The sequence below is a fragment of the Nitratireductor sp. OM-1 genome (assembly GCF_003296175.1).
Classification (GTDB): Bacteria; Pseudomonadota; Alphaproteobacteria; order Rhizobiales; family Rhizobiaceae; genus Nitratireductor; species Nitratireductor aquimarinus.
Window position 1 is genome coordinate 1,459,893 of record NZ_CP029208.1, and the last position, 20,715, is coordinate 1,480,607.

The 20,715-nt window shown below is 62.5% G+C and carries 20 protein-coding genes; 13 read left to right on the forward strand and 7 right to left on the reverse strand.

The genetic code is table 11. The features are described 5' to 3' along the window. Positions 1–90 precede the first annotated feature (90 nt). Both DEJ54_RS06985 and DEJ54_RS06990 read left to right on the forward strand, forming a co-directional pair. Positions 91–348, forward strand: coding sequence for a DUF1150 family protein (locus DEJ54_RS06985; protein ID WP_113153930.1), 258 nt, complete (start codon positions 91–93; stop codon positions 346–348). Positions 349–547: 199 nt separating this feature from the next. After that, positions 548–1,603, forward strand: coding sequence for a C45 family peptidase (locus DEJ54_RS06990; RefSeq protein WP_113153931.1), 1,056 nt, complete (start codon positions 548–550; stop codon positions 1,601–1,603). A gap of 54 nt (positions 1,604–1,657) precedes the next feature. Here the strand turns inward: DEJ54_RS06990 and ptsN are convergent, their stop codons facing one another. The 6 genes from ptsN to lptC all read right to left on the reverse strand — a co-directional run bounded on the left by ptsN (position 1,658) and on the right by lptC (position 6,693). After that, a complete protein-coding gene (gene ptsN / locus DEJ54_RS06995; protein ID WP_113153932.1) occupies positions 1,658–2,122 on the reverse strand; it encodes a PTS IIA-like nitrogen regulatory protein PtsN in 465 nt (154 codons plus the stop codon). Between the two features lie 71 nt (positions 2,123–2,193). Further along, complete coding sequence (gene hpf / locus DEJ54_RS07000) at positions 2,194–2,769, reverse strand: ribosome hibernation-promoting factor, HPF/YfiA family (protein ID WP_113153933.1); 576 nt, start codon at positions 2,767–2,769, stop codon at positions 2,194–2,196. Between the two features lie 224 nt (positions 2,770–2,993). Continuing rightward, on the reverse strand, positions 2,994–4,487 hold the full coding sequence (gene rpoN / locus DEJ54_RS07005; RefSeq protein ID WP_113153934.1) for an RNA polymerase factor sigma-54: 1,494 nt from the start codon (positions 4,485–4,487) through the stop codon (positions 2,994–2,996). A 102-nt stretch (positions 4,488–4,589) separates the two neighbouring features. Continuing rightward, positions 4,590–5,393, reverse strand: a complete 804-nt coding sequence (gene lptB / locus DEJ54_RS07010; protein ID WP_113153935.1) for an LPS export ABC transporter ATP-binding protein — start codon at positions 5,391–5,393, stop codon at positions 4,590–4,592. A gap of 6 nt (positions 5,394–5,399) precedes the next feature. Further along, entirely contained in the window at positions 5,400–5,957 is a 558-nt protein-coding gene (locus tag DEJ54_RS07015; RefSeq protein ID WP_113153936.1) for an LptA/OstA family protein, read from the reverse strand. 34 nt (positions 5,958–5,991) lie between these two features. Beyond that, positions 5,992–6,693 (reverse strand): LPS export ABC transporter periplasmic protein LptC, encoded by a 702-nt coding sequence (gene lptC, locus DEJ54_RS07020; protein WP_113153937.1) that lies wholly within the window; start codon positions 6,691–6,693, stop codon positions 5,992–5,994. A gap of 403 nt (positions 6,694–7,096) precedes the next feature. Between lptC and sppA the strand changes: the two genes are divergently transcribed. The 11 genes from sppA to DEJ54_RS07075 all read left to right on the forward strand — a co-directional run bounded on the left by sppA (position 7,097) and on the right by DEJ54_RS07075 (position 18,336). Next, positions 7,097–8,059, forward strand: a complete 963-nt coding sequence (sppA, locus tag DEJ54_RS07025) for a signal peptide peptidase SppA (protein ID WP_113153938.1) — start codon at positions 7,097–7,099, stop codon at positions 8,057–8,059. A gap of 77 nt (positions 8,060–8,136) precedes the next feature. After that, a complete protein-coding gene (locus DEJ54_RS07030) occupies positions 8,137–8,427 on the forward strand; it encodes an integration host factor subunit beta (protein WP_113153939.1) in 291 nt (96 codons plus the stop codon). 61 nt (positions 8,428–8,488) lie between these two features. Further along, positions 8,489–8,812: a LapA family protein gene (locus tag DEJ54_RS07035; RefSeq protein ID WP_113153940.1), complete on the forward strand. Its 324-nt coding sequence runs from the start codon at positions 8,489–8,491 to the stop codon at positions 8,810–8,812. Between the two features lie 24 nt (positions 8,813–8,836). Next, entirely contained in the window at positions 8,837–9,799 is a 963-nt protein-coding gene (locus tag DEJ54_RS07040) for an ornithine cyclodeaminase family protein (protein WP_113153941.1), read from the forward strand. A gap of 70 nt (positions 9,800–9,869) precedes the next feature. Continuing rightward, a complete protein-coding gene (locus DEJ54_RS07045) occupies positions 9,870–10,898 on the forward strand; it encodes a class I SAM-dependent rRNA methyltransferase (RefSeq protein ID WP_113153942.1) in 1,029 nt (342 codons plus the stop codon). After that, entirely contained in the window at positions 10,895–11,755 is an 861-nt protein-coding gene (locus DEJ54_RS07050) for an RNA methyltransferase (protein WP_113153943.1), read from the forward strand. Before DEJ54_RS07045 ends, DEJ54_RS07050 begins: the two co-directional genes overlap by 4 nt. Beyond that, on the forward strand, positions 11,752–12,258 hold the full coding sequence (gene lspA / locus DEJ54_RS07055; protein WP_113153944.1) for a signal peptidase II: 507 nt from the start codon (positions 11,752–11,754) through the stop codon (positions 12,256–12,258). The genes DEJ54_RS07050 and lspA overlap by 4 nt, the downstream gene beginning before the upstream one ends. 63 nt (positions 12,259–12,321) lie before the next feature. Beyond that, positions 12,322–13,314 carry an MDR family oxidoreductase gene (locus DEJ54_RS07060; RefSeq protein WP_113153945.1) on the forward strand — a complete coding sequence of 331 codons (993 nt, stop codon included), beginning with the start codon at positions 12,322–12,324 and terminating at the stop codon, positions 13,312–13,314. Positions 13,315–13,386: 72 nt separating this feature from the next. Beyond that, complete coding sequence (locus DEJ54_RS07065; protein WP_113153946.1) at positions 13,387–15,690, forward strand: PAS domain-containing hybrid sensor histidine kinase/response regulator; 2,304 nt, start codon at positions 13,387–13,389, stop codon at positions 15,688–15,690. 201 nt (positions 15,691–15,891) lie between these two features. Continuing rightward, a complete protein-coding gene (locus tag DEJ54_RS07070; RefSeq protein WP_113153947.1) occupies positions 15,892–16,764 on the forward strand; it encodes a GNAT family N-acetyltransferase in 873 nt (290 codons plus the stop codon). A 207-nt stretch (positions 16,765–16,971) separates the two neighbouring features. Further along, positions 16,972–18,336, forward strand: a complete 1,365-nt coding sequence (locus DEJ54_RS07075; RefSeq protein WP_162742227.1) for a hypothetical protein — start codon at positions 16,972–16,974, stop codon at positions 18,334–18,336. Between the two features lie 72 nt (positions 18,337–18,408). On the opposite strand, the gene DEJ54_RS07080 is transcribed toward DEJ54_RS07075, so the two are convergent. Beyond that, positions 18,409–20,694 carry an NADP-dependent malic enzyme gene (locus DEJ54_RS07080; RefSeq protein ID WP_113153949.1) on the reverse strand — a complete coding sequence of 762 codons (2,286 nt, stop codon included), beginning with the start codon at positions 20,692–20,694 and terminating at the stop codon, positions 18,409–18,411. Between the last annotated feature and the right edge of the window lie 21 nt (positions 20,695–20,715).

A 20,715-nucleotide genomic window follows, 5' to 3' on the forward strand; every position in this document is an offset into this window, starting at 1 on the left:
GAGGAAACCGGGCGGGCTGACCCGTCCCGGAACCTTGGGCTCTTCAGCGGGTTGGTTTCCATGGGAAACGCCTGCGCTAAGGAGGCTTCTATGACCGAACATGAAAGCAAGATCGCCATTACCCAGCAGCAGCTCGCCCACATCGGCGAGGGTGCAGTGGCCTATATGCGCGAGATGGATGCCGAAGACCTGCAGGGCAAGTTTCCCGGCATGCCTGACCTGAAGCCGGGCACTCGGCTCTGGGCGCTTTTTGGCGCAGACGGTCAGCCCATCTTACTGGCAGACGCCCGCGACACAGCGCTCGCAGGCGCGATGCAGAACGATCTGGAGACCGTCAGTCTCCACTGACCGAACACGTTCTGCGCGGAAACAGGCGCCGCCGCTTCCGCGCAGATGGAAAGCCACTGTCAAAAGTCACTCTTGCATGACGGATTTCGGTGAGAGATTGCCGGTAGCCGTCTCCTTTTCGTCTTGACAGCCGGGCCGATCTTCCAGGGAATGGCGCAGGCACTTACATCGTGATTGCCGTCAAATCTGGAGGAAGGCCATGCCGGCCAGCAGCAGGACGTTTCCGCTTATTGATGTTTGGGGCAAACCGGAAGAAAGAGGCCGCCAGATCGGTTCGGCCTTGAATGAGCGGATCGCCCGTACGCTTTCTATCTACAAAGCCTATTTCGACCGCCCCGAAGGCGAAATCCTCGCGGCCGCCGCGCAGTTTCGCGATGTGATCGCGGCTTTCGATCCGCGCGCCTGCGCCGAGATGGATGGCATCGCCGATGGTGCGGATGTCGATCCTCTCTGGATCGTTGCGCTCAATGCGCGCAGCGAGCTTCTCTCCGCACTCTCAGCGTCGGAATGCACGGTGGTGCAATACACTGGCACCCCTTTTGTGGGGCAGAACTGGGACTGGTCGGAAAAGCTTGAAGAGCTGGTCGTTCTCATTCGCTCGGAAGATGAGCGCGGCAAACGCTTTCTGACGATGACCGAGCCCGGCATGCTGGCCAAGGTCGGCCTCAATGATGCGGGCTTCGGCGTGTGCCTGAACTTCCTGCCGACGCCCAAGCCCACGCGCGGCGTGCCTTCCCACATTCTCCTGCGGTCACTTCTCGACGCCGGCTCCTGGGCCGATGTTGAAGAGACGCTGGAGCGGGCAGGGGTGGGGCGCTCGCTCAATCTTCTGGTCGCCGGCAGGGACGGCCGCGCCATCAATATCGAGTATGAGGGCGACGCGGCGCGGCGCATGGAGCCGGGCGGTACGGCGACCACGCACACCAATCACTACGTCACCTGCAAGGCCCCGGTCGATGCCGAGCTTCTGGAGAATTCCACGGCGCGGCTTGAGCGCATCCGTGCGCTGACGACGCCGGGAACGCCGGCTGATCTCGCCCGGCTGAAAACCGTTCTTTCCGACAATACGCATCCCGAGCACGCGATCCTGGCCCCGTATCGGGACAGTGACGGGTTTCTGGGGCGCAAGGGCACGATCTGCACCATCGCCATGGATCTGGCTGAGCGGCGCATGCACATCCGCCGGGGCAATGATCCGGCGGTTCCCTTCGTCGAAATTGCGGTCACGCAAAAGGAAACGGCCTTCTCGATGTGAGAAGGCCGTTCCGGCATTTTGCCTGTCGCAGACGATCAGGCTTGTCGCAGACGATCAGGCGGCGTTGGAAGCCGGCGTCTGCGCCAGGAAACTGTGAATGGCGGCAGCATCCTTGGTGCCGCGGATCTTGGCGGTGTTCTCGGCATCGCGCAGCACGCGCGCAATGCGCGACAGCGCCTTGAGATGGTCAGCGCCGGCGCCTTCCGGCGCAAGCAGCAGGAAGACCAGATCGACGGGTTGATCGTCGATGGCTTCGAAGTCGACCGGCGTTTCCAGGCGTGCGAACACGCCGGTGATGCGGTCTATGCCGGGCAGCTTGCCGTGCGGAATGGCGACGCCATTGCCCACACCGGTGGAGCCCAGGCGTTCGCGCTGCAGGATCGTGTCAAAGATCTCGCGCTCCGGCAATCCGGTTACCCCAGCCGCCTTTTCGGCAAGAAGCTGCAGAAGCTGCTTCTTCGAATTGGCCTTCATCGCCGGGATCACCGCTTTCTGGTCGATCAGATCGCTCAGATCCATGTCTTATGCATCCTTTGCTTTGTCTGTCCGCCGGCCATGCTCGATGGCCGGCGCTGACGCTGGCACGGAACTTATGCGCTTGCCACTACCGACGGATCGATCCAGCCGATGTTGCCATCGGCGCGTCGGTAGACAATGTTCACTTCGTTACTTCCGGCATTGCGGAACACGAAGACAGGATTGTCCTTGGTGTCGAGTTCGATGACGGCGGTAGCCACAGACATGGTCTGCAGGGCCATCTTCGATTCAGCAACCACGGTCGGCGCGTAGTCTTCCGGGACCTCTTCTTCATCTTCGGCCACCGGGGCCATGACGCGATAGGCAATGTCCATCTGATCGACATGCTGGCCGTTGTTGTGGGACTTAAGCCGGCGCTTGTAGCGGCGAAGACGCTTTTCGATGCGCTCTGCGGCAGCATCAAAAGCGGCTTGCGGCTCCTGCGCCTGACCCGTGCCCTGCAACACCATGCCAGTGTCGAGATGGATCATGCAATCGGCGGCAAAACGAGAACCCGACTTTTCTACCGTAACGCGACCAGCAAACCCACCGTCGAAATATTTGTCGACGGCTTCGCCGATGCGTCCCTCGATACGCGAGCGAAACGCTTCGCCGATGTCCATATGTTTTCCGGAAATACGTAAGCTCATCTGAATACAGACCTTTCCTGATCAGACACCGAACGAATCGAGTTTATACGTGTGGCTTGCATGTACAAGGTGCCGCGGCGGATTGTGATCTCGGTCTGCCGCGTTTCCCTTCTTCGTTTGCTGGCACTACGGACAAAAGTCTAAAAGGCTCTCAGGCCTGTGGTCCATGCGGGCGGGCTTCTAGTGTTTTCCGGCGGTCTTGTCAATTCGACCGGGGTTTCGGGTCAGGAGCCGGCCCCTGCCGCCGCCAGCATCTTCTTCTCGCGCCTGCGTTGTACCGAAGAGGGAATATTGAGCGCTTCCCGGTACTTGGCGACGGTGCGGCGGGCTATGTCGATGCCCTCCGAGCGCAGCATATCCACAAGCGCGTCGTCGGAAAGAACGGCGGCCGGTTTCTCCGCGTCGATCAACGCACGGATGCGGTCGCGCACGGATTCTGACGAGTGTGCATCGCCGCCCGACGCCGAGGCGAGAGCGGAGGTGAAGAAGTAGCGCAGCTCGAATGTGCCGCGCGGGGTCATCATGTATTTGTTGACCGTGACGCGGCTGACGGTGGACTCGTGCATGCCGATGGCTTCGGCCACGGTGCGCAGATTGAGCGGGCGCAGATGGCTCACGCCGTGGACGAGGAAGGCATCCTGCTGGCGCACGATCTCGGACGCCACCTTCAGGATGGTTCTGGCCCGCTGGTCGAGGCTTCGCGCCAGCCAGTTGGCGCTTTGCAGGCATTCGCTCAGGAATTCGCGCTCATTGTCGCGCGCCTGGGGAGAAATCTCGGCATAATAGGGCTCGTTGACGAGAACGCGCGGAAGGGTCTCCGGGTTCAGCTCCACCGCCCAGCTTCCGTCGCTTGCCGTCCGCACCACGATGTCGGGCACGACCGGATCGGCGGTGCCGCCGGAAAACGCCATGCCCGGCTTGGGATCAAGCATGCGGATCTCGGCCAGCATGTCGGCCAGATCCTCGGCATCCACCCCGCAGAGCCGGCCGAGCGTGCGGAAGTCGCGCTTTGCCAGAAGGTCGAGATTGTCGACCATCGCCTTCATGGCCGGGTCGTAGCGGTCCTGCGCAATCAGTTGCAGGGCAAGGCATTCAGCCAGATCGCGCGCGAAAATGCCGGGCGGGTCGAAGGTCTGGCAGGTGGCGAGCACGGCGTCGACCGTTGCGTGATCCGCGCCGATGCGTTCGGCAATCTCCGCCGTTTCGACAGCCAGATAGCCCGCCTCATCGAGGCCATCGGCGAGTTCATGAGCGATGAGCAATTGCGCCGGGTCTGAAAAGGCGAGCGCGATCTGACCGTTCACATGGTCGCGCAGCGTGGTTGCGGCGGCGGTGGTGCTTTCGAGGTCGAAGGCGCTGCCGCCGGAGCCCTGCAGGCCGTTTCCGCCGGCGGATTTCCACTGGGCCGAGAGGTCGGCGCTGATGCGCTCCTGCGTGCCGGGATCGTCGGGGAACAGGTTTTCGAGCGAAGAATCCAGTTTTTCCGAGATGGATTTTGCGGTGTTTTCGCGTGGTTCCTGCTCGTTTTGCCAGGTTTCGGCGCGTTCTTCCGAATTCTCTTCGCCCCGTTCCAGAAGCGGATTGCGCTCGATCTCGGCGTCGAGAAAATGCTCAAGCTCCACATGCGTCATCTGCAGCAGTTTGATGGACTGCAGAAGCTGCGGCGTCATGACCAGCGATTGTGTCTGACGCAGATGGAGTTTTGGCGCGAGCACCATGAAGTTTTGGCCCCTGTTCGGTGCGGCAACAATGCTGCCGCAGAACGGGATTCAATTGGCCCGACTTTTGCTTGTCAAGCCAGAAAGCAGTGAAGCCGCAGCTTAGAGCGTGAAGCCTTCGCCCAGATAGAGGCGACGCACATCGGCATTGCCGACGATCTCGTTGGGGCGGCCGTGGGTCAGAACCTGACCGGCATGGATGATGTAGGCCCGGTCGATCAGGCCCAGCGTTTCACGCACATTGTGGTCGGTGATGAGCACGCCGATGCCGCGCGCCGTCAGGTGACGCACGAGCTGCTGAATATCGGTCACGGCGATGGGATCGATGCCGGCAAAGGGCTCGTCGAGCAGCATGAAGTTCGGTCGGCTGGCAAGCGCGCGCGCAATTTCCAGACGCCGCCGCTCACCGCCCGAGAGGGCGACTGAGGGCGATTTGCGCAGATGGCTGATGTTGAACTCTTCGAGCAGTGCGTCGAGGTTCTTGTCGCGTTCCTTGCGGCTCGGCTCCACCACTTCGAGAATGGCGCGAATGTTCTGCTCGACCGTCAGGCCGCGAAAGATCGAGGCTTCCTGCGGCAGGTAGCCGATGCCAAGCCGGGCGCGGCGATACATGGGCATGCCGGTCACGTCGTGGCCGTCGATGTGGATCGTGCCCTGATCCACCGGCACGAGGCCGGTGACCATGTAGAAACAGGTGGTCTTGCCGGCGCCGTTCGGCCCGAGCAGGCCCACGGCCTCGCCGGCGCGCACGCCGATGGACACGCCGCTGACGACCTGGCGGCCCTTATAGGCCTTGGTGAGGCCGCGCGCGATGAGCGTGCCCTTGTACTCGGGAAGCTTGCCGCTCGCAGGATTCTCTGCCGCGGGCTCCTTGGCGGCCCGCTTCTTACGCAACTTGGAAATCAACGCGGGTTACTGCCTGTTCTGGGAGCCTGGGGTGAGGAGCATCTTCACGCGGCCGCCGGCCTTCGTGTCCTTGCAGCCATCGAGTTCGGCCTGGCCATTCTTCATCTGAACCGTGAGACGGCAGCCGACGATAACGTTCTCGCCTTCGGACAGGACCACTTCCTTGCCCGAGAGAACAAGCACTTCGGTCTTCATGTCGAATGTGGCGCTGTCGCCGGTGGCGACCTGGTTTTCCGACTTCACATAGACGTTCCCGTCCACTTCAAGCCGGTCGATATTGGCGCTGCCGGTTGCGGCCGAACCGCCGTCCTGGAGGTAGTAGACCTTCATGCGTCCGGCCTTGAGCAGGGTCGGACCCTGAACGACGGAGACATTGCCGGAGAATACGGCGACATTGTCTTCTTCGCGAACCTCAAGCCGCTCGCTCTCGATCTGAATGGGTTTGTCGCCGGAAAGCTGCAGCCCGGTCAGGCGGCTTTGCGAATCCTGCGCAAGTGCGGCGGACGAAAGGCCGGCCAAAAGAAGCGCGCCCGTGGCGAGCCCTGAGAAGCTTCTGATGCGCATGATGTTCCTTTCCGTTCCCTCTTGTGCCGCAGCCTCAGTTGCGTGCGTCGGCGGTTTCACGGATCCGTGACGGGTCGATTGTAACGCGAACGCGTTTATCGAATACAAACACCTTGCCGCCTTCCTCCGCAGCGAAGGAATCGGCTGCAATCTTCGTCCCGTCAAGTTCGATTTCAACCGGATTCGAGGAGGAGAGGCTGCTTTTTGCGATGTCGATTTCGGCGGAGTCGAGTTTTGCGACAATGCCCGACGTGGTGCGCAGCGCAATTTCGCTGGTGATGTCGAGGCGGTTGTTGCCGCGGTCATAGACGCCGTCGCTTGCCTGAATGGTGGCGAAATTGTCGCCATCGACCGGCACATGGGCGCGAATGCCTTCCAGCTCAATCACATCCTCGCCGCCAAGCTTCTGGCGGGCGCGTTCGGCGGTCATCTTGTAGGGGCGGTCGTCGCTGGTGAAGCCGTTCAGCTCCGGGCTGGACATGACCAGCGAGCCGCCCTCGATGGAGGCGCTGGCCAGATCGATTGCCCCGCGTGTGCCGGAGAACAGGTAGGAATAGCCAACGAAGACCACCGTGATGGCGATTGCAGCAGCCGGCAGCACGCGCTTCAAAAGGCGCACGCGCCGGGAGTGACGCGAGGCCAGCGCAAAGTCTTCGGCGCCGCGCTCGGTGTTGCGGATCGCGTCGCCGTGACCTCTCCTTGCCGCGCCTGCGGCATTGTCTTTTGGGTTACTCATGTGCTTTGCGCTTTTCCGTGAGCTTGGCGGCCAGTCAACTGGACGCCCGGGTGGACGCCCGGGCATGGCCCTTCCCGGATACAGTCAGCGCCATCCCCCGGAGGGATGCACATCGAGGAATGCACCTCGCGCCTGACGGCGAAACGATGTCGCCGACCCCTTGGTCAGAACTGCGTAGCCGGAAAGCCTCAGATCCTAAACTTGCCCCTTGCTTCCAAATCTCACCCCAATATGGCTATTTTTGGATTAACGACAATGATTTACGTGCAAGTTTCTTCGTGTTTGCAGCTGTTGCGCGAATTCCCGGCGAAATCTTGTACAAGGCGGTGGTTCCGGGGGCGGCTTTGGACTAAAAGGCGCTGGTTTAGGACGAAATCCCGGTGAAGGTGAAAGCGAGGCTGTCATGTCCAATCGTGCGGATGAACTGATCGATCGTCGGCGTCTGCGGCGCAAGCTCACCTTCTGGCGCATTGCCGCCTTCGTGGTGATCGTGCTGGCAATCGGCTTCGCCACGCAGCGCCTGATGAGCGATGCGGCCGGCGTGTCTTCCAGCCACATTGCGCAGGTGAAAATCTCCGGAACGATCTTCGAGGATGACGAACTGCTTGAGCGGCTCGACCGGATTCGCGAGACGCCGGCGGTCAAGGGCGTCATCCTGACCATCGATTCCCCCGGCGGTACGACGGCTGGCGGTGAAGCCATTTTCGAGGAAATCCGCCTTCTGGCCGCAGAAAAGCCCGTTGTCGCACAGGTGGGGACGCTTGCCGCTTCCGCCGGATACATGATCGCCAGCGCCACGGATCACATCGTTGCGCGGCAGTCCTCCATCGTCGGCTCCATCGGCGTCCTGTTCCAGTATCCCGATGTGAGCGGCCTCATGGACAAGATTGGCGTGAAGCTGGAGGAAATCAAATCCTCGCCGCTCAAGGCCGAGCCTTCTCCTTTCAAGCCGACCAGCGAAGAAGCGCGCGCGATGATCCGCTCAATGATCCTCGACAGCTATGACTGGTTCGTCGATCTGGTGGCAGAGCGCCGCCCGCTGACGCGCGACGAGGTGCTCGAGGTTGCTGATGGTTCGGTCTTCACCGGCCGGCAGGGCGTTGAACTCAGGCTGGTCGATGAACTCGGCGGTGAGCGCGAAGCCAAGGCCTGGCTGGTCACACAGGGGCTGGACGAAGATCTGGACGTGGTGGAGTGGAAGAAGCGCGAAACAACGGGGAACCTGTTCCTGCCGGACCTTGCCTCGCGTTTCCTCGGTGTGCCGGAAGGCGGCGCGGACATCCTGCGCGAGCTGGGCGCGGATCGCATCTTCCTTGACGGTCTGCTGTCGGTCTGGCAACCTGAAAACAGAAGGTTGCCTGACTAAAAAAAGCAAACAAAATCACCATTGTGTCGTAAACGACCGGGCGTTAAACAGGCCATTTCAGCGGCGGAAAAGAATCCATGATCAAATCAGAGCTCGTGCAGACGATCGCCAATCGCAACCCGCATCTCTACCTTCGCGACGTCGAGAACATCGTCAACGCGATCTTCGAAGAGATTTCGGACGCGCTCGCAGAAGGCAATCGCGTGGAGTTAAGGGGCTTCGGCGCGTTCTCGGTGAAAAACCGTCCCGCCCGCACGGGCCGCAACCCGCGCACCGGTGAATCCGTTGAGGTGGAGGAGAAGTGGGTTCCCTTCTTCAAGACCGGCAAGGAGCTGCGCGAGCGCCTCAATGAGGACAAGGACAGCTAGTCCTTCCCCAGGACACCTATTCTTCAGGGGGCACTTACTTTTTAGATAGCAGTGGATTGAAATGGCCAACCGCATCATTCTCGTTCTTGTCCTCGTGCCCCTGGCGGTGATCATCATCGCGCTTGCAGTGGCGAACCGCGCGGCAGTGCCTTTCACCATCGACCCGTTCAATCCGGGCAATCCGGCGCTCACCATCGAGTGGCCGCTGTTCGTTTATCTTTTTGCCGCCCTTGGTTTCGGCATGATTGTCGGCAGTCTCGCCACCTGGCTGCGTCAGGGGCGCTACCGGCGCGATGCGCGCGAGCGCAAGAAGGAAGTCGACAAGCTGCGCCAGGCCCCGCCGGCCAGCCCGAACGCACCGCAGATCCCGCAATCCCCCTCCTGACCCTCCAGCCAGAAGGCCCAGCCGATGCTCTCCATTTCCGCCGACCAGGTCGACGCGTGCCTGGACTATGCCGAACTCGTGCAGACATTGGGCGAAGCCTTCAGGAAGGGCGCCGTTCAACCGGTGCGTCATCACCACAATATCGAACGGCCTGAAGGCGCGGACAGCACGCTTCTTCTCATGCCGGCATGGAGCGATTTTTCGCGGCTGGCGGGTGACGATTCCGGTTATATCGGCGTGAAGATCGCGGCAGTCTCGCCGGACAACAACGCCATCGGCAAACCGGCGGTGATGGCGGTCTATCTCTTGATGAACGGCACCACGGGCGAACCGCTGGCGCTGATCGACGGCCAGCGCCTGACGGCATGGCGCACCGCATGCGCCTCCGGTCTCGCCGCCTCTTATCTGGCGCGGAAGGATGCCTCGAAGCTGCTGATCGTCGGAGCGGGCGCGCTTTCGCCCATGCTGGCGCGCACCCATTCGGCGATCCGGCCGATTGACGATATCAGGATCTGGAACCGCTCCAGCGAAAATGCCGAGAAGGTTGCCGAGACGCTGCGCGCTGAGGGCATGAACGCCTCCGTGGCCGGCGATCTCGATGCAGCCATCGGCGAAGCGGACATCGTGTCGTGTGCAACGCTTTCCACCGTGCCGCTGGTCAAGGGCGCGCTTTTGCAGCCCGGCGTTCATGTGGATCTGGTGGGCGCGTTCACGCCGACCATGCGCGAGAGCGACGACGAGGCGATGCGCCGTGCGTCGGTTTTCGTGGACACGCATGCCGGCGCGACCAAGGAGGCCGGCGACGTCGTTCAGGCGATTGCCGCCGGCGCACTTACGGCGGATGACATCAAGGCGGATTTCTTCGAGCTGACACGCGGCGAGAAGCCGGGGCGGACGAGCGACGACGAAATCACGCTGTTCAAATCCGTCGGCGCAGCCATCGAAGATCTGGCCGGCGGTATCGCGATCTACGAAAAGCATCGCTGACGGCTTTGTTGCCTGTCCCGCGCGCCTGTGGCAGAAGCGCGGGCATTATAGCTCATTGGCGGAGACCCGATTGAAGCCTGCGCGCGCCAAGCGCCGGAACGATGACCGGCGCAGCCCAAAAAAACAGACGGCCCCCCGCGAGAAGACGCAGGGCCAGTCCGAACCCAATTCACGCCCCGCGCCGCCGCGCCGTCAGGGCAAGCTTCCTGACGAGCGTTTGCCCGTCATTCTCGAAGTGCTGCCCAATGACGATTATGCGCTTTTGGATTCCGGCGGCGGGCAGAAGCTCGAGCAATACGGTCCTTACCGCATTGTGCGCCCTGAGGGGCAGGCGATCTGGCAGCCCGCACTCGGTCCGGCCGAGTGGCAGAAGGCCGACGCCATCTTCACCGGCGACACGGATGAAGAGGGCATGGGGCGCTGGCGCTTTCCGAAGGAGCCGCTGGGCGAGACCTGGCCCATGCGCCATGACGGGATCGACTATCTGGGCCGTTTCACCTCGTTTCGCCATGTGGGCGTTTTCCCCGAGCAGGCGACCCACTGGTCACACATGGAAACGCTGGTGCGCGAGGCGCGCCGTCCCGTGAAGGTGCTGAACCTGTTCGGCTATACGGGGCTTGCCTCGCTGGTGGCCGCCCGCGCCGGCGCGGAAGTGACCCATGTGGATGCCTCCAAGAAGGCGATTGGCTGGGCACGGGAAAATCAGGAAATGGCCGGGCTCGGCGACAAGCCGATCCGCTGGATCTGCGAAGACGCGGTGAAGTTTGCCGAACGCGAGGCGCGGCGCGGCAACAGCTACGACATCGTGCTGTTCGACCCGCCGGCCTATGGCCGTGGACCGAAGGGCGAGGTGTGGCAGCTGTTCGAGGATCTGCCCTATCTGGCGGATCTCTGCCGCTCGATCCTGACGCCGAAGCCGCTGGCCGTGGTGCTGACGGCCTATTCCATCCGCTCTTCCTTCTTTGCCATTCATGCGCTGATGCGTGACACATTTGCGGGCTATGGCGGTCGGGTGGAATCGGGTGAACTGATCATTCGCGAGCAATCGGCGGGCCGGGCCCTGTCGACCTCGCTGTTTTCGCGCTGGGTGGCGTCATGAGCGGACATGAGAACGAGCGGCGCAGGCCGGGCCAGGTGAAGGAAGTCACCAGCCTGACCAACCCGATCATCAAGGACATTCGCGCGCTGGCGCAGAAGAAGTTTCGCGACCGCGAACACGCCTTCATCGCCGAGGGGCAGAAGCTGGTGATCGACGCGTTCGACGCCGGCTGGACGATCCGCACACTGCTCTACGCCAAGGCGGGGCGCGGCAATGAAGCAGTGGAGCGGCTTGCCGCCCGCACCGTGGCTGCCGGCGGCCTCGTGCTGATCGTCAGCGAGAAGGTGATGTCGGCCGTAACCAAGCGCGACAATCCGCAGATGGTGGTGGGCGTTTTCGAGCAGAAGACGACGCCGCTTGCCAGCGTGAAGCCGGCCGATGGCGAGGTGTGGGTGGCGCTCGACCGGGTGCGTGATCCGGGCAATCTGGGTACGGTTTTGCGGACGGTCGACGCCGTTGGCGCAAAGGGCATCATCCTGGTTGGCGACTGCACCGACCCGTTCTCCTTCGAGACGGTGCGCGCGACCATGGGCTCCATCTTCGCCGTGCCGATCGTGCGCGCGAGCCAGGATGCGTTTCTTGCTTGGCGCAAGGGGTTTGGCGGCCGTGTGGTCGGCACGCATCTGAAGGGCTCGGTCGACTACCGCACCGTCGATTACCGGAAGGGGCCGGTGCTGCTCCTGATGGGCAATGAGCAGCAGGGCCTGCCGGACGTGCTGGCGGAAAGCTGCGACACGCTGGTGCGCATTCCGCAGGCGGGGCGGGCGGATTCGCTCAACCTCGCCGTGGCGACGGGCGTGATGCTCTACGAGATCCGGCGCGATGCGCTGCCGCTTGAGGAAAGGGCGGGCGCATGAGCATGCGCAGCATCGGTTTCTACGGCCTTCTGATTGCTCTGTTTGCGCTTGCCGATCAGGTGGTGAAGGAACTGGTCGAGACGATGATGCCGCTGCATGAGCGGATCGACCTTCTGCCGTTCCTTTCGCTTCTGCATTCGCGCAACACCGGCATCGCCTTCTCCATGTTCTCGGGCATGAGCGGCATCGGGCTCAGCATCGTGATGGCGGGGGTGATCCTGTTCATCGGCTATCTGGCGCTGCGCACCGGCGCTTCGCAGACCTGGGCGCGGCTAGGCTTCGCGCTCATTCTGGGCGGCGCGGTGGGCAATCTCATTGACCGGCTGACCCTCGGCTTCGTCACCGATTACATCTACTTCCACACGCCGGTCTGGTCGTTTGCGATCTTCAATCTGGCGGATGTCTTCATCACCGTGGGAGCGGGGCTTGTGATCCTCGAGGAGTTTCTCGACTGGCGGCGCGGGCGCCCGGGCCGCTCAGGCGGTGAGGCGCGCCCGGATTGACCTTGCGCCCCGCGCGCCGCACTCTCTCTCATCATTGAAGACCGTAACCAGCCGGAGTGAGTGATGACGGAGACGTTCAAAGCGGTTCTGATTTCGCGGGATGAAGACAAGAAGCAATCCGTTGCCTGGACGGAGCTTTCCGAAGACGACCTGATGGAGGGCGACGTTACGATTGCCGTCGAAGCGACCACGGTGAACTACAAGGACGGGCTCGCCATCACCGGCAAGGCCCCTGTGGTGCGCCGCTTTCCGCTTGTTCCCGGCATCGATCTTGCCGGCACGGTCACGACATCGAGCCATCCCGACTGGAAGGAAGGCGACCGCGTCATCCTCAATGGCTGGGGCGTGGGCGAGACGCATTACGGCGCCTATGCCCAGCGCGCCCGGGTCAATGGCGACTGGCTCGTGCCGCTGCCCGACGGCATGAGCGCGAAGGATGCGATGGCGGTGGGCACAGCCGGCTACACGGCCATGCTGTGCGTAATGGCGCTGGAGCGCCACGGCATCACGCCGGAGCGCGGGCCGGTGGTGGTGACGGGCGCTGCCGGCGGTGTCGGCTCTGTCGCCGTGGCGCTGCTTGCCGGACAGGGGCATCACGTGATCGCCTCGACGGGGCGGGCCTCCGAAGCCGATTATCTGAAGGAACTGGGTGCTGCCGAGATCATCGACCGGGAGGAGCTTTCCGGCCCCGCCCGGCCGCTTGGCAAGGAGCGCTGGGCCGGCGGCGTGGACGCCGTGGGCAGCCACACGCTCGCCAATGTGCTGTCGATGACCTCCTATGGCGGGGCGGTGGCGGCCTGCGGGCTGGCGCAGGGCATGGACCTGCCGACAAGCGTTGCGCCGTTCATCCTGCGCGGCGTGTCGCTGCTGGGCATCGATTCCGTGATGGCCCCGAAAGCGCTGCGGCTGGAAGCCTGGCGGCGCATCGCCACCGAACTCGACCATGCGAAACTCAGCTCCATCGCCAGCGTGATCCCATTTGGCGACGTGCTTTCGGCGGCGGAAGACATCATCGAAGGAAGGGTGCGCGGCCGGGTGGTGGTGGAGATGCCGTAACGGCGCGGAACCGTTAAAATGCGAGCGATCCGCCAAAAGCTTCCGTAATTCCCGTCGCGTAAAGTCGCGGCCATGAAAAGGGCGGGGAAGCACATAATCGATCCAAAGCCGGCGAAGAAGCTCGCGACAGAGACGAAGCCACGCAAACGGATCCGCATCAAGCCGCCGGCGCTCGCGCCGGTGTCGCTGACGCTGCCGGTGCAGACGCATTACGGCGAGGTCGCGGTCGGGCTCGCCATCATCTTCATTGCCGGGCTCAGCCATTTGACGGGCGCTTCGCCGCTCATCAGCATGATGCTGGTGATCCTGGGCGGCATAGCGCTGGCGGTGGCCTTCCGCGCCTCGACCATGGACCGCCGGCTTGTCTCGGAACTGGCGGAGAAGGAAGCGGTCAATCGTGGCGAGCTGGAAGATCTGGCGGACCGCATGTGGGAGCTGCGCGAAAGCGAAGAGCGCTTTCACGGGCTTGTCGACGCGCTGGGCGATCTGATCGTGCATCGCGACCGGGGTGGCCGCATCGTCTATGTGAACCGGGTGTTCGCAGACCTGCTGGGCCGCGATCCGTCTTCGCTGATGGGGCACACGCTTAGCCAGCTTGGCATCGATATCGGCCTCGTGCCGGACGCTGCCTTTTCCGATGGCGAATGCCTGAGCTCCACCGATGTGGCGATCCACACGCGCAACGGCATTCGCTGGTATTCGTGGATCGAGCATTCGGTGCGTGACGACAAGGCGGACTCGGTCTCGCACCGCGCCATCGCGCGCGACATCACGGCGCGCAAACGGGCCGAGACGGCGCTGATCAACGCCCGCGAACGGGCCGAGCAGGCGAGCCGCGCGAAATCCAGCTTTCTGGCGACGGTGAGCCACGAGATCCGCACGCCGATGAACGGCATTATGGGCATGGCCACGCTTCTGGCCGACACGGAGCTGACGCCCGAGCAGCGCACCTATGTGGGGGCGGTTTCCACCTCGGCAAGCGCGCTGGTGGCGCTGATCGAGGATCTGCTCGACTATTCCAAGATCGAGGCCGGACGGCTGGAGCTGGAGCCGCGCCGCCTCTCGGTTCATGAGATGGTGGAGAACGTGGTGGAGCTTCTGGCGGCCCGCGCCTTCGCCAAGGATATCGGGCTTGGCTGCTACATCGCGCCCGACCTGCCGAAGACGATCACGGCCGATCCGGGGCGTCTGCGCCAGGTGCTGCTCAACCTGCTCGGCAATGCGGTCAAGTTCACCGATGAGGGCGGCGTGACCGTGGCGGTGACGCGGGCGGAGAAGAACGGCCAGCCGGCGCTGCGCATTGCGGTGGCCGATTCCGGGCCGGGCCTGGAAAAGGACGACATCAACCGCATCTTCAAGGATTTCGAGCAGGTGGATGGCAGCTCGACCCGCCGCCATGGCGGCGCGGGGCTTGGCCTTGCCATCACCAAGCGCATCATCGACGCCATGAACGGCTCCATCACCGTTGCCAGCACGCCGGGCGAGGGCTCGGAGTTCGCCGTGCTCCTGCCGCTTGGCGAGAGCGACGATGAGGGCATGCGCGTGGAGCCCATTCTGGAAGAGGTGAACGCGGTCATCCTCTCGCCCTTCACGCAGGAGGCGGAGACCATCGCCATGACGATCCGCGTCCATGGCGGGCGCGCGGCAATTGCCGCCAGCGCAGAGGATGCGGCGCGGCTGGCCGAAGATGGCGGCGCGCCGTTCAACACGGTTCTGGTGGACGCCTCGCTTGAAAGCGACGATGGCGCGCTGATCACCCGGCTGCATGGGCTTGGCGTGGGCGGCGGGCGCGCGCTCACCCTGATCACGCCCTCGGAGCGCGGGCGTCTGGCGGCTTTCCGCGCCAGTGGCTACGGAGCCTTCCTCGCCCGCCCGGTGCGCTGCAACACGCTGGTGCGCCAGCTTCTGAGCGCGCATGGCGAAATCGCCTGGCCCGTGGCCGATGCGGGCGAAGAGGCCGGCAGCGCGCCCCGCCAGGCGCACCGCAAGAACGGGCTCAACATCCTCGTGGCCGAGGACAACGAGATCAATGCCATGCTGGCGCGCGCCGCTCTCGGCAAGGCCGGCCACCGGGTGCGCATCGTGTCGAACGGGCGCGAGGCGGTGGAAGCGGTGAACGATGAGGCGCATGCGCGCTACGACATCGTTCTGATGGATCTGCACATGCCGGTGATGGACGGGCTGGACGCCATCAATGCGATCCGCCGGCATGAGGAGGAAACGGGCCTCGCGCCGCTGCCGATCCTCGTTCTGACCGCCGACGGGCAGGAAGAAACCCGCCATGGCGTACTGGCGCACGGGGCCAACGGGTTCGTCACCAAGCCGCTGGACCCGGATGAATTGCTCACCGCACTGGATATGCACGCGGTGGTCTGATACCTGCCTCTCGTGAATCACGACCTCGACGCCAGATCGTCGTGTGTTCATGCGGACGCACGAAGGACAATCACAAATAATGATGAAGCATCGGAATGGCCGAAAACCGGATTCCACTTTTCGGTCCGATGCTTTAGTGTCACAGTTCTGTCGCAGCAGAGCAGTATTTCAGCGTCAACGCCACGCGGAGGAGTAAGAGCAATGCAGGGCATCGCGCTGAACCAGACCTCTTTGAATGATCGGGCCGCAGCGTCGCTGCTTGACGGCGCCGACGGTGCACTGCTCGGCCGTATCGGGCCGCTTGAAGTGCGCCTTGCCGGCAGCGAGCAGGAAGTCGCCGCCGCCCAGACCATCCGTTTCCGCGTGTTCTACGAGGAGATGGGCGCGCGCGCGCCGCAGGGCGGCATGGCCGAAGAGCGCGACATGGACGGTTTCGACGCCGTCTGCGACCATCTTCTGGTGCTGGACACCACGCTTCCGGGCGAAGATGTGGACCGGATCGTGGGCACTTACCGGCTATTGACGCCGGAGGGCGCGCGCCGGGCCGGAAAGTTCTATTCCGAAGACGAGTTCGCCATCGAAACGCTGATGGCCCGCCATGATGGCCGCCGCTTTCTGGAGCTTGGCCGCTCCTGTGTGCTGCCGGCCTATCGCACCAAGCGCACCATCGAGCTTCTGTGGCAGGGCATCTGGGCCTATTGCCGCAAGAAGCGCATCGACGTGATGATGGGCTGCGCTTCGTTCCCCGGCGTGGTGCCGGCCGCCCATGCGGAGGCGCTCTCCTTCCTCGGGCATTTCTGCCAGGTGGAGGCCGATTGGCATGTGCGCGCCGTGGCCAGCCGCTATGCGCCGATGGATTTGATGCCGAAGGAAGCCATCCAGATGCGCACCGCACTTGCCGCCATGCCGCCGCTGGTAAAAGGCTATCTGCGCCTCGGCGCGCGCTTCGGCGATGGCTGCGTGATCGACCATGATTTCGGCACCACGGATGTGTTCGTGGTCCTGCCGGTGGAGGCGATCTCGGACCGGTATATCAATTACTACGGGGCCGAAGCGCAGCGTTTTGCTGCTTGAGTTTCGGATTGGCTTTTTGCCGGATAATAATATTTTACGAGCTATTATTCGCACTTTACTTTTGCAAAGGCTGCCTTGCCGAGCGTTGAGGCAGTCTTCGCATTTTGGGTTGCGATTTAAATTATCAAGAAGCACCTTTCGCTAAGGCGCTTGCGATTTTTACTCCCTCACAGCAGTATTGCGATGGGTGACTTAGGGGGAGATTTAATGAATTCGATTCCAGAATATCTCGTAAAAGGCGAGAAGGCGCGATTATTCCCCGTTCTTTCAGATACTTCTAAGGAAGGAAGAACGACTTCAGTTGTGCTGGCATGTTTGGCGCATGTCCAAGAGTTCGGGCGCGCGATGCTCTCCACCGTCGGCCAGCGCGCGGGGTCGCGGGCTCGGGTCATTTGCTACACTGAAGTGTGTTTCAAGAAGGATGAGAAGATCAAAGGCGATAGGCCGGATGGGTTGATCGTTCTCAAAGTAGGGCGTCGTGAATGGAAGGCCCTGGTCGAAGCAAAGGTCGGGAATGCGGAGCTCAACCCAAATCAACTGGAGCGATATCTGGAGTTAGCTCGCACCAATGATGTTGATGCTGTCATCACAATTTCAAATCAATTTACTCCCGCTCCTAACGAGCATCCAGTGCCCGTCTCAAGGCGCGCCGTGTCTAAGGTGGCACTCTATCACTGGTCTTGGATGCACATTCTCACACAGGTTGATCTCTTGCTTCAGAACGACGAGGTCGCAGATGAGGACCAGGAAGGTGTTCTCGTAGAACTGGCTCGTTTTCTAACGCACGATAGCGCTGGTGTGAAAGGCTTCGACAGTATGCCGGCCGCTTGGACTGAATTGGTGCAGTCGGTCGCAAATGGAAGTGCGATTTCACATCGCTCGCCACTTGCCAAAGAGGTCATCGATGCCTGGTATCAAGAAGCGCGAGATCTCTCATTGATACTGTCACGAAAGATCGGGGTTCAAGTCGCTACACGTCTTCCACGTGTCCACCGGAATGATAGCCAAGCGCGGCTTAAATCAGATCTTGAGGAATTGAGTAAGAACAGCGTCATACTCACTTCTTGGGATATAAGAGATGCTGCTGGAGCCTTGGATTTCTGCGTCGACCTGAAAACGAAAACAGTTACAGCTTCAATGAAGGTGCGCGCTCCCGCCGATAAAGTGAAATCTACGGCAAGGTTGAACTGGCTGTTGCGTCAACTGAACAATGAAGCGCCTGAGGACTTATTCGTTCGTCTGCACTGGACCGGTCCGGGGGTTTATACTCAGCACGCTTTAGCAACTCTGCGTGAAAATCCAGATGTAATTTCTCAAGACAGGCCGAATGCTCAATTGCATACTTTGGAAATTTGTCTGGTTCGCAGCCTAGCGGGGCGGTTTGGGCAGAGGAAGAATTTCATAGTCGATATAGAAAAACTGGTTCCTGAGTTTTACGAACGCGCTGGCCAACGCATCAAGGCATGGCAGCCTTCTGCGCCGAGGATAAGAGAGATTTCTACCACGGAAGACGGTATTAGCGCTGAGAGCGAACGGATAGCTGAGGAAGAAGAGGGGGCAGATGCCGGCTGAAGGTCCGGTCTCATCCTAAGTCGTCTTAGGATGAGACGCGGCAGTGCAGTATAGCCTCTTCTTCCTTTTCCCTCAAACCGCCGCGTTATACGCCGCAATCGCCGCCATGTTCACGATGTCCGAATCCTTCGCGTTCAGCGGAACGATCTGCACCGACTTGTTCAGCCCCACCAGAAGCGGGCCGATGACGGTGGAGCCACCCAGTTCCTGAAGCATCTTTGTGGAAATGGAGGCGGAGTGGAAGGCGGGCATGACGAGCACGTTTGCCGGGCCTGACAGGCGGCAGAACGGATATTGCTGCATCAGGCTCGAATTCAGCGCCACGTCTGCGGCCATCTCGCCATCATATTCGAAGTCGACCCGGCGCTTGTCGAGCATCTTCACCGCTTCCTGAACACGGTCGGAACGCTCGCCCGGCGGGTGGCCGAAGGTGGAGTAGGCGAGCATCGCCACGCGCGGCTCATAGCCCATGCGGCGGGCCTGTCCTGCGGCCTCCTCGGCAATGTCGGCCAGCTCTTCGGCATTGGGCATGTCGTGCACCGCCGTGTCGGCCACGAGCACGGTGCGGCCCCGGCACAGCGCCAGCGACACGCCGATGACCCGGTGGCCGGGGCGGGCGTCGATCACGCGGCGAACATCGTCCAGCACGGTCGAATAGTTGCGGGTCACGCCGCTCACCATCGCATCCGCATCGCCCAGCGCCACCATGGTGGCGGCGAAGTGGTTGCGGTCGTTGTTGATCAGGCGCTGCGCATCGCGGAAGAGATAGCCCTTCCGCTGCAGGCGCTCATAGAGATAGTCGGCATAGATGGCGTTGCGGCGCGAAAGCCGCGCATTGATGATCTCGATGCCGGATTTGGAAAGGTCCACGCCCGCGTGCCGCGCGGTCTCGCGGATCTGCTCCTCGCGCCCGACGAGAATGGCGGTGCCGAGCTTCTGGTTCACATAGGACGCGGCGGCGCGCATCACCTGTTCTTCCTCGCCCTCGGCGAAGACCACGCGCTTGGGCTGGCGGCGCACCCGGTCGTAGATGCGCTGCAGGGTGGAGGCGAGCGGATCGCGACGGGCGGAAAGCTCGTTCGTGTATTTCTGCATGTCCAGGATGGGACGGCGGGCAACGCCGGAATCCATCGCGGCCTTTGCCACGGCCACCGGAACGGCGGAGATGAGGCGCGGATCGAACGGCACGGGGATGATGTAGTTGGGGCCGTATTTCGGGCGGTTGCCCTGATAGGCGGCGGCCACGTCGTCCGGCACGTCCTGGCGGGCGAGCTCGGCCAGCGCTTCGGCGGCGGCCACCTTCATCGCGTCGTTGATGGTGGTCGCGCGCACATCGAGCGCGCCACGGAAGATGTAGGGGAAGCCGAGAACGTTGTTCACCTGGTTGGGATAGTCCGAGCGGCCCGTCGCCATGATGGCGTCGGTGCGGATCTCGGCGACTTCCTCCGGCGTGATCTCCGGATCGGGATTGGCCATGGCGAAGATGATCGGGTTCTTGGCCATGGACTGCACCATGGCCGGGGTCAGCGCGCCCTTGGCCGAAAGGCCGAAGAACACATCCGCCCCTTCGAGCGCTTCGGCCAGCGTGCGCTTGTCGGTCTCCACTGCGTGGGCCGACTTCCACTGGTTCATGCCCTGCTCGCGGCCCTTGTAGACGACGCCCTTGGTGTCGCACAGGAAGACGTTTTCAGGTGCGAGGCCAAGCGACTTGGCAAGCTCGATGCAGGCAATGCCGGCAGCGCCGGCGCCATTGCAGACGAGCTTCGTCGTCTTGATGTCGCGGTCGGTGAGGTGCAGCGCGTTGATGAGGCCGGCAACGGCGATGATGGCGGTGCCGTGCTGGTCGTCATGAAAGACGGGAATGTCCATCAGCTCGCGCAGCCGGCTTTCGATGATGAAGCACTCGGGCGCCTTGATGTCTTCCAGATTGATGCCGCCGAAGGAGGGGCCGAGCAGCTTGACGCAGTTCACGAAGGCGTCGGCGTCTTCGGTGTCGACCTCAAGGTCGATGGAATCGACATCGGCGAAGCGCTTGAAGAGCACGGACTTGCCCTCCATCACCGGTTTGGAGGCGAGCGCGCCCAGATTGCCGAGGCCGAGGATCGCCGTGCCGTTGGAAATCACGGCCACCATGTTGCCGCGCGTCGTGTAGTCGAAGGCGCGGCTTGGGTCTTCCGCAATGGCCTGAACGGGCACGGCCACGCCGGGCGAATAAGCCAGCGAAAGGTCGCGCTGGGTCGCCATCGGCTTGGTCGGCGTGATCTCGAGCTTGCCGGGTCTGCCGGTGGAGTGGAAGTCGAGGGCTTCCTGCGGGCTGACGGACGGTCCCTGACGTTCGGGCTTGTTGCTGGCGGGCATGTCGGTGTGTTTCCTCCGGGA

What these genes read in the sequence shown, in the direction of transcription:
- DEJ54_RS06985 (WP_113153930.1), top strand. Translation starts at nt 91, where the DNA reads ATGACCGAACATGAAAGCAAGATCGCCATTACCCAGCAGCAGCTCGCC.
- DEJ54_RS06990 (WP_113153931.1), top strand. Translation starts at nt 548, where the DNA reads ATGCCGGCCAGCAGCAGGACGTTTCCGCTTATTGATGTTTGGGGCAAA.
- ptsN (WP_113153932.1), bottom strand. Translation starts at nt 2,122, where the DNA reads ATGGATCTGAGCGATCTGATCGACCAGAAAGCGGTGATCCCGGCGATG.
- hpf (WP_113153933.1), bottom strand. Translation starts at nt 2,769, where the DNA reads ATGAGCTTACGTATTTCCGGAAAACATATGGACATCGGCGAAGCGTTT.
- rpoN (WP_113153934.1), bottom strand. Translation starts at nt 4,487, where the DNA reads ATGGTGCTCGCGCCAAAACTCCATCTGCGTCAGACACAATCGCTGGTC.
- DEJ54_RS07015 (WP_113153936.1), bottom strand. Translation starts at nt 5,957, where the DNA reads ATGCGCATCAGAAGCTTCTCAGGGCTCGCCACGGGCGCGCTTCTTTTG.
- lptC (WP_113153937.1), bottom strand. Translation starts at nt 6,693, where the DNA reads ATGAGTAACCCAAAAGACAATGCCGCAGGCGCGGCAAGGAGAGGTCAC.
- sppA (WP_113153938.1), top strand. Translation starts at nt 7,097, where the DNA reads ATGTCCAATCGTGCGGATGAACTGATCGATCGTCGGCGTCTGCGGCGC.
- DEJ54_RS07030 (WP_113153939.1), top strand. Translation starts at nt 8,137, where the DNA reads ATGATCAAATCAGAGCTCGTGCAGACGATCGCCAATCGCAACCCGCAT.
- DEJ54_RS07035 (WP_113153940.1), top strand. Translation starts at nt 8,489, where the DNA reads ATGGCCAACCGCATCATTCTCGTTCTTGTCCTCGTGCCCCTGGCGGTG.
- DEJ54_RS07040 (WP_113153941.1), top strand. Translation starts at nt 8,837, where the DNA reads ATGCTCTCCATTTCCGCCGACCAGGTCGACGCGTGCCTGGACTATGCC.
- DEJ54_RS07050 (WP_113153943.1), top strand. Translation starts at nt 10,895, where the DNA reads ATGAGCGGACATGAGAACGAGCGGCGCAGGCCGGGCCAGGTGAAGGAA.
- lspA (WP_113153944.1), top strand. Translation starts at nt 11,752, where the DNA reads ATGAGCATGCGCAGCATCGGTTTCTACGGCCTTCTGATTGCTCTGTTT.
- DEJ54_RS07060 (WP_113153945.1), top strand. Translation starts at nt 12,322, where the DNA reads ATGACGGAGACGTTCAAAGCGGTTCTGATTTCGCGGGATGAAGACAAG.
- DEJ54_RS07065 (WP_113153946.1), top strand. Translation starts at nt 13,387, where the DNA reads ATGAAAAGGGCGGGGAAGCACATAATCGATCCAAAGCCGGCGAAGAAG.
- DEJ54_RS07070 (WP_113153947.1), top strand. Translation starts at nt 15,892, where the DNA reads ATGCAGGGCATCGCGCTGAACCAGACCTCTTTGAATGATCGGGCCGCA.
- DEJ54_RS07075 (WP_162742227.1), top strand. Translation starts at nt 16,972, where the DNA reads ATGAATTCGATTCCAGAATATCTCGTAAAAGGCGAGAAGGCGCGATTA.
- DEJ54_RS07080 (WP_113153949.1), bottom strand. Translation starts at nt 20,694, where the DNA reads ATGCCCGCCAGCAACAAGCCCGAACGTCAGGGACCGTCCGTCAGCCCG.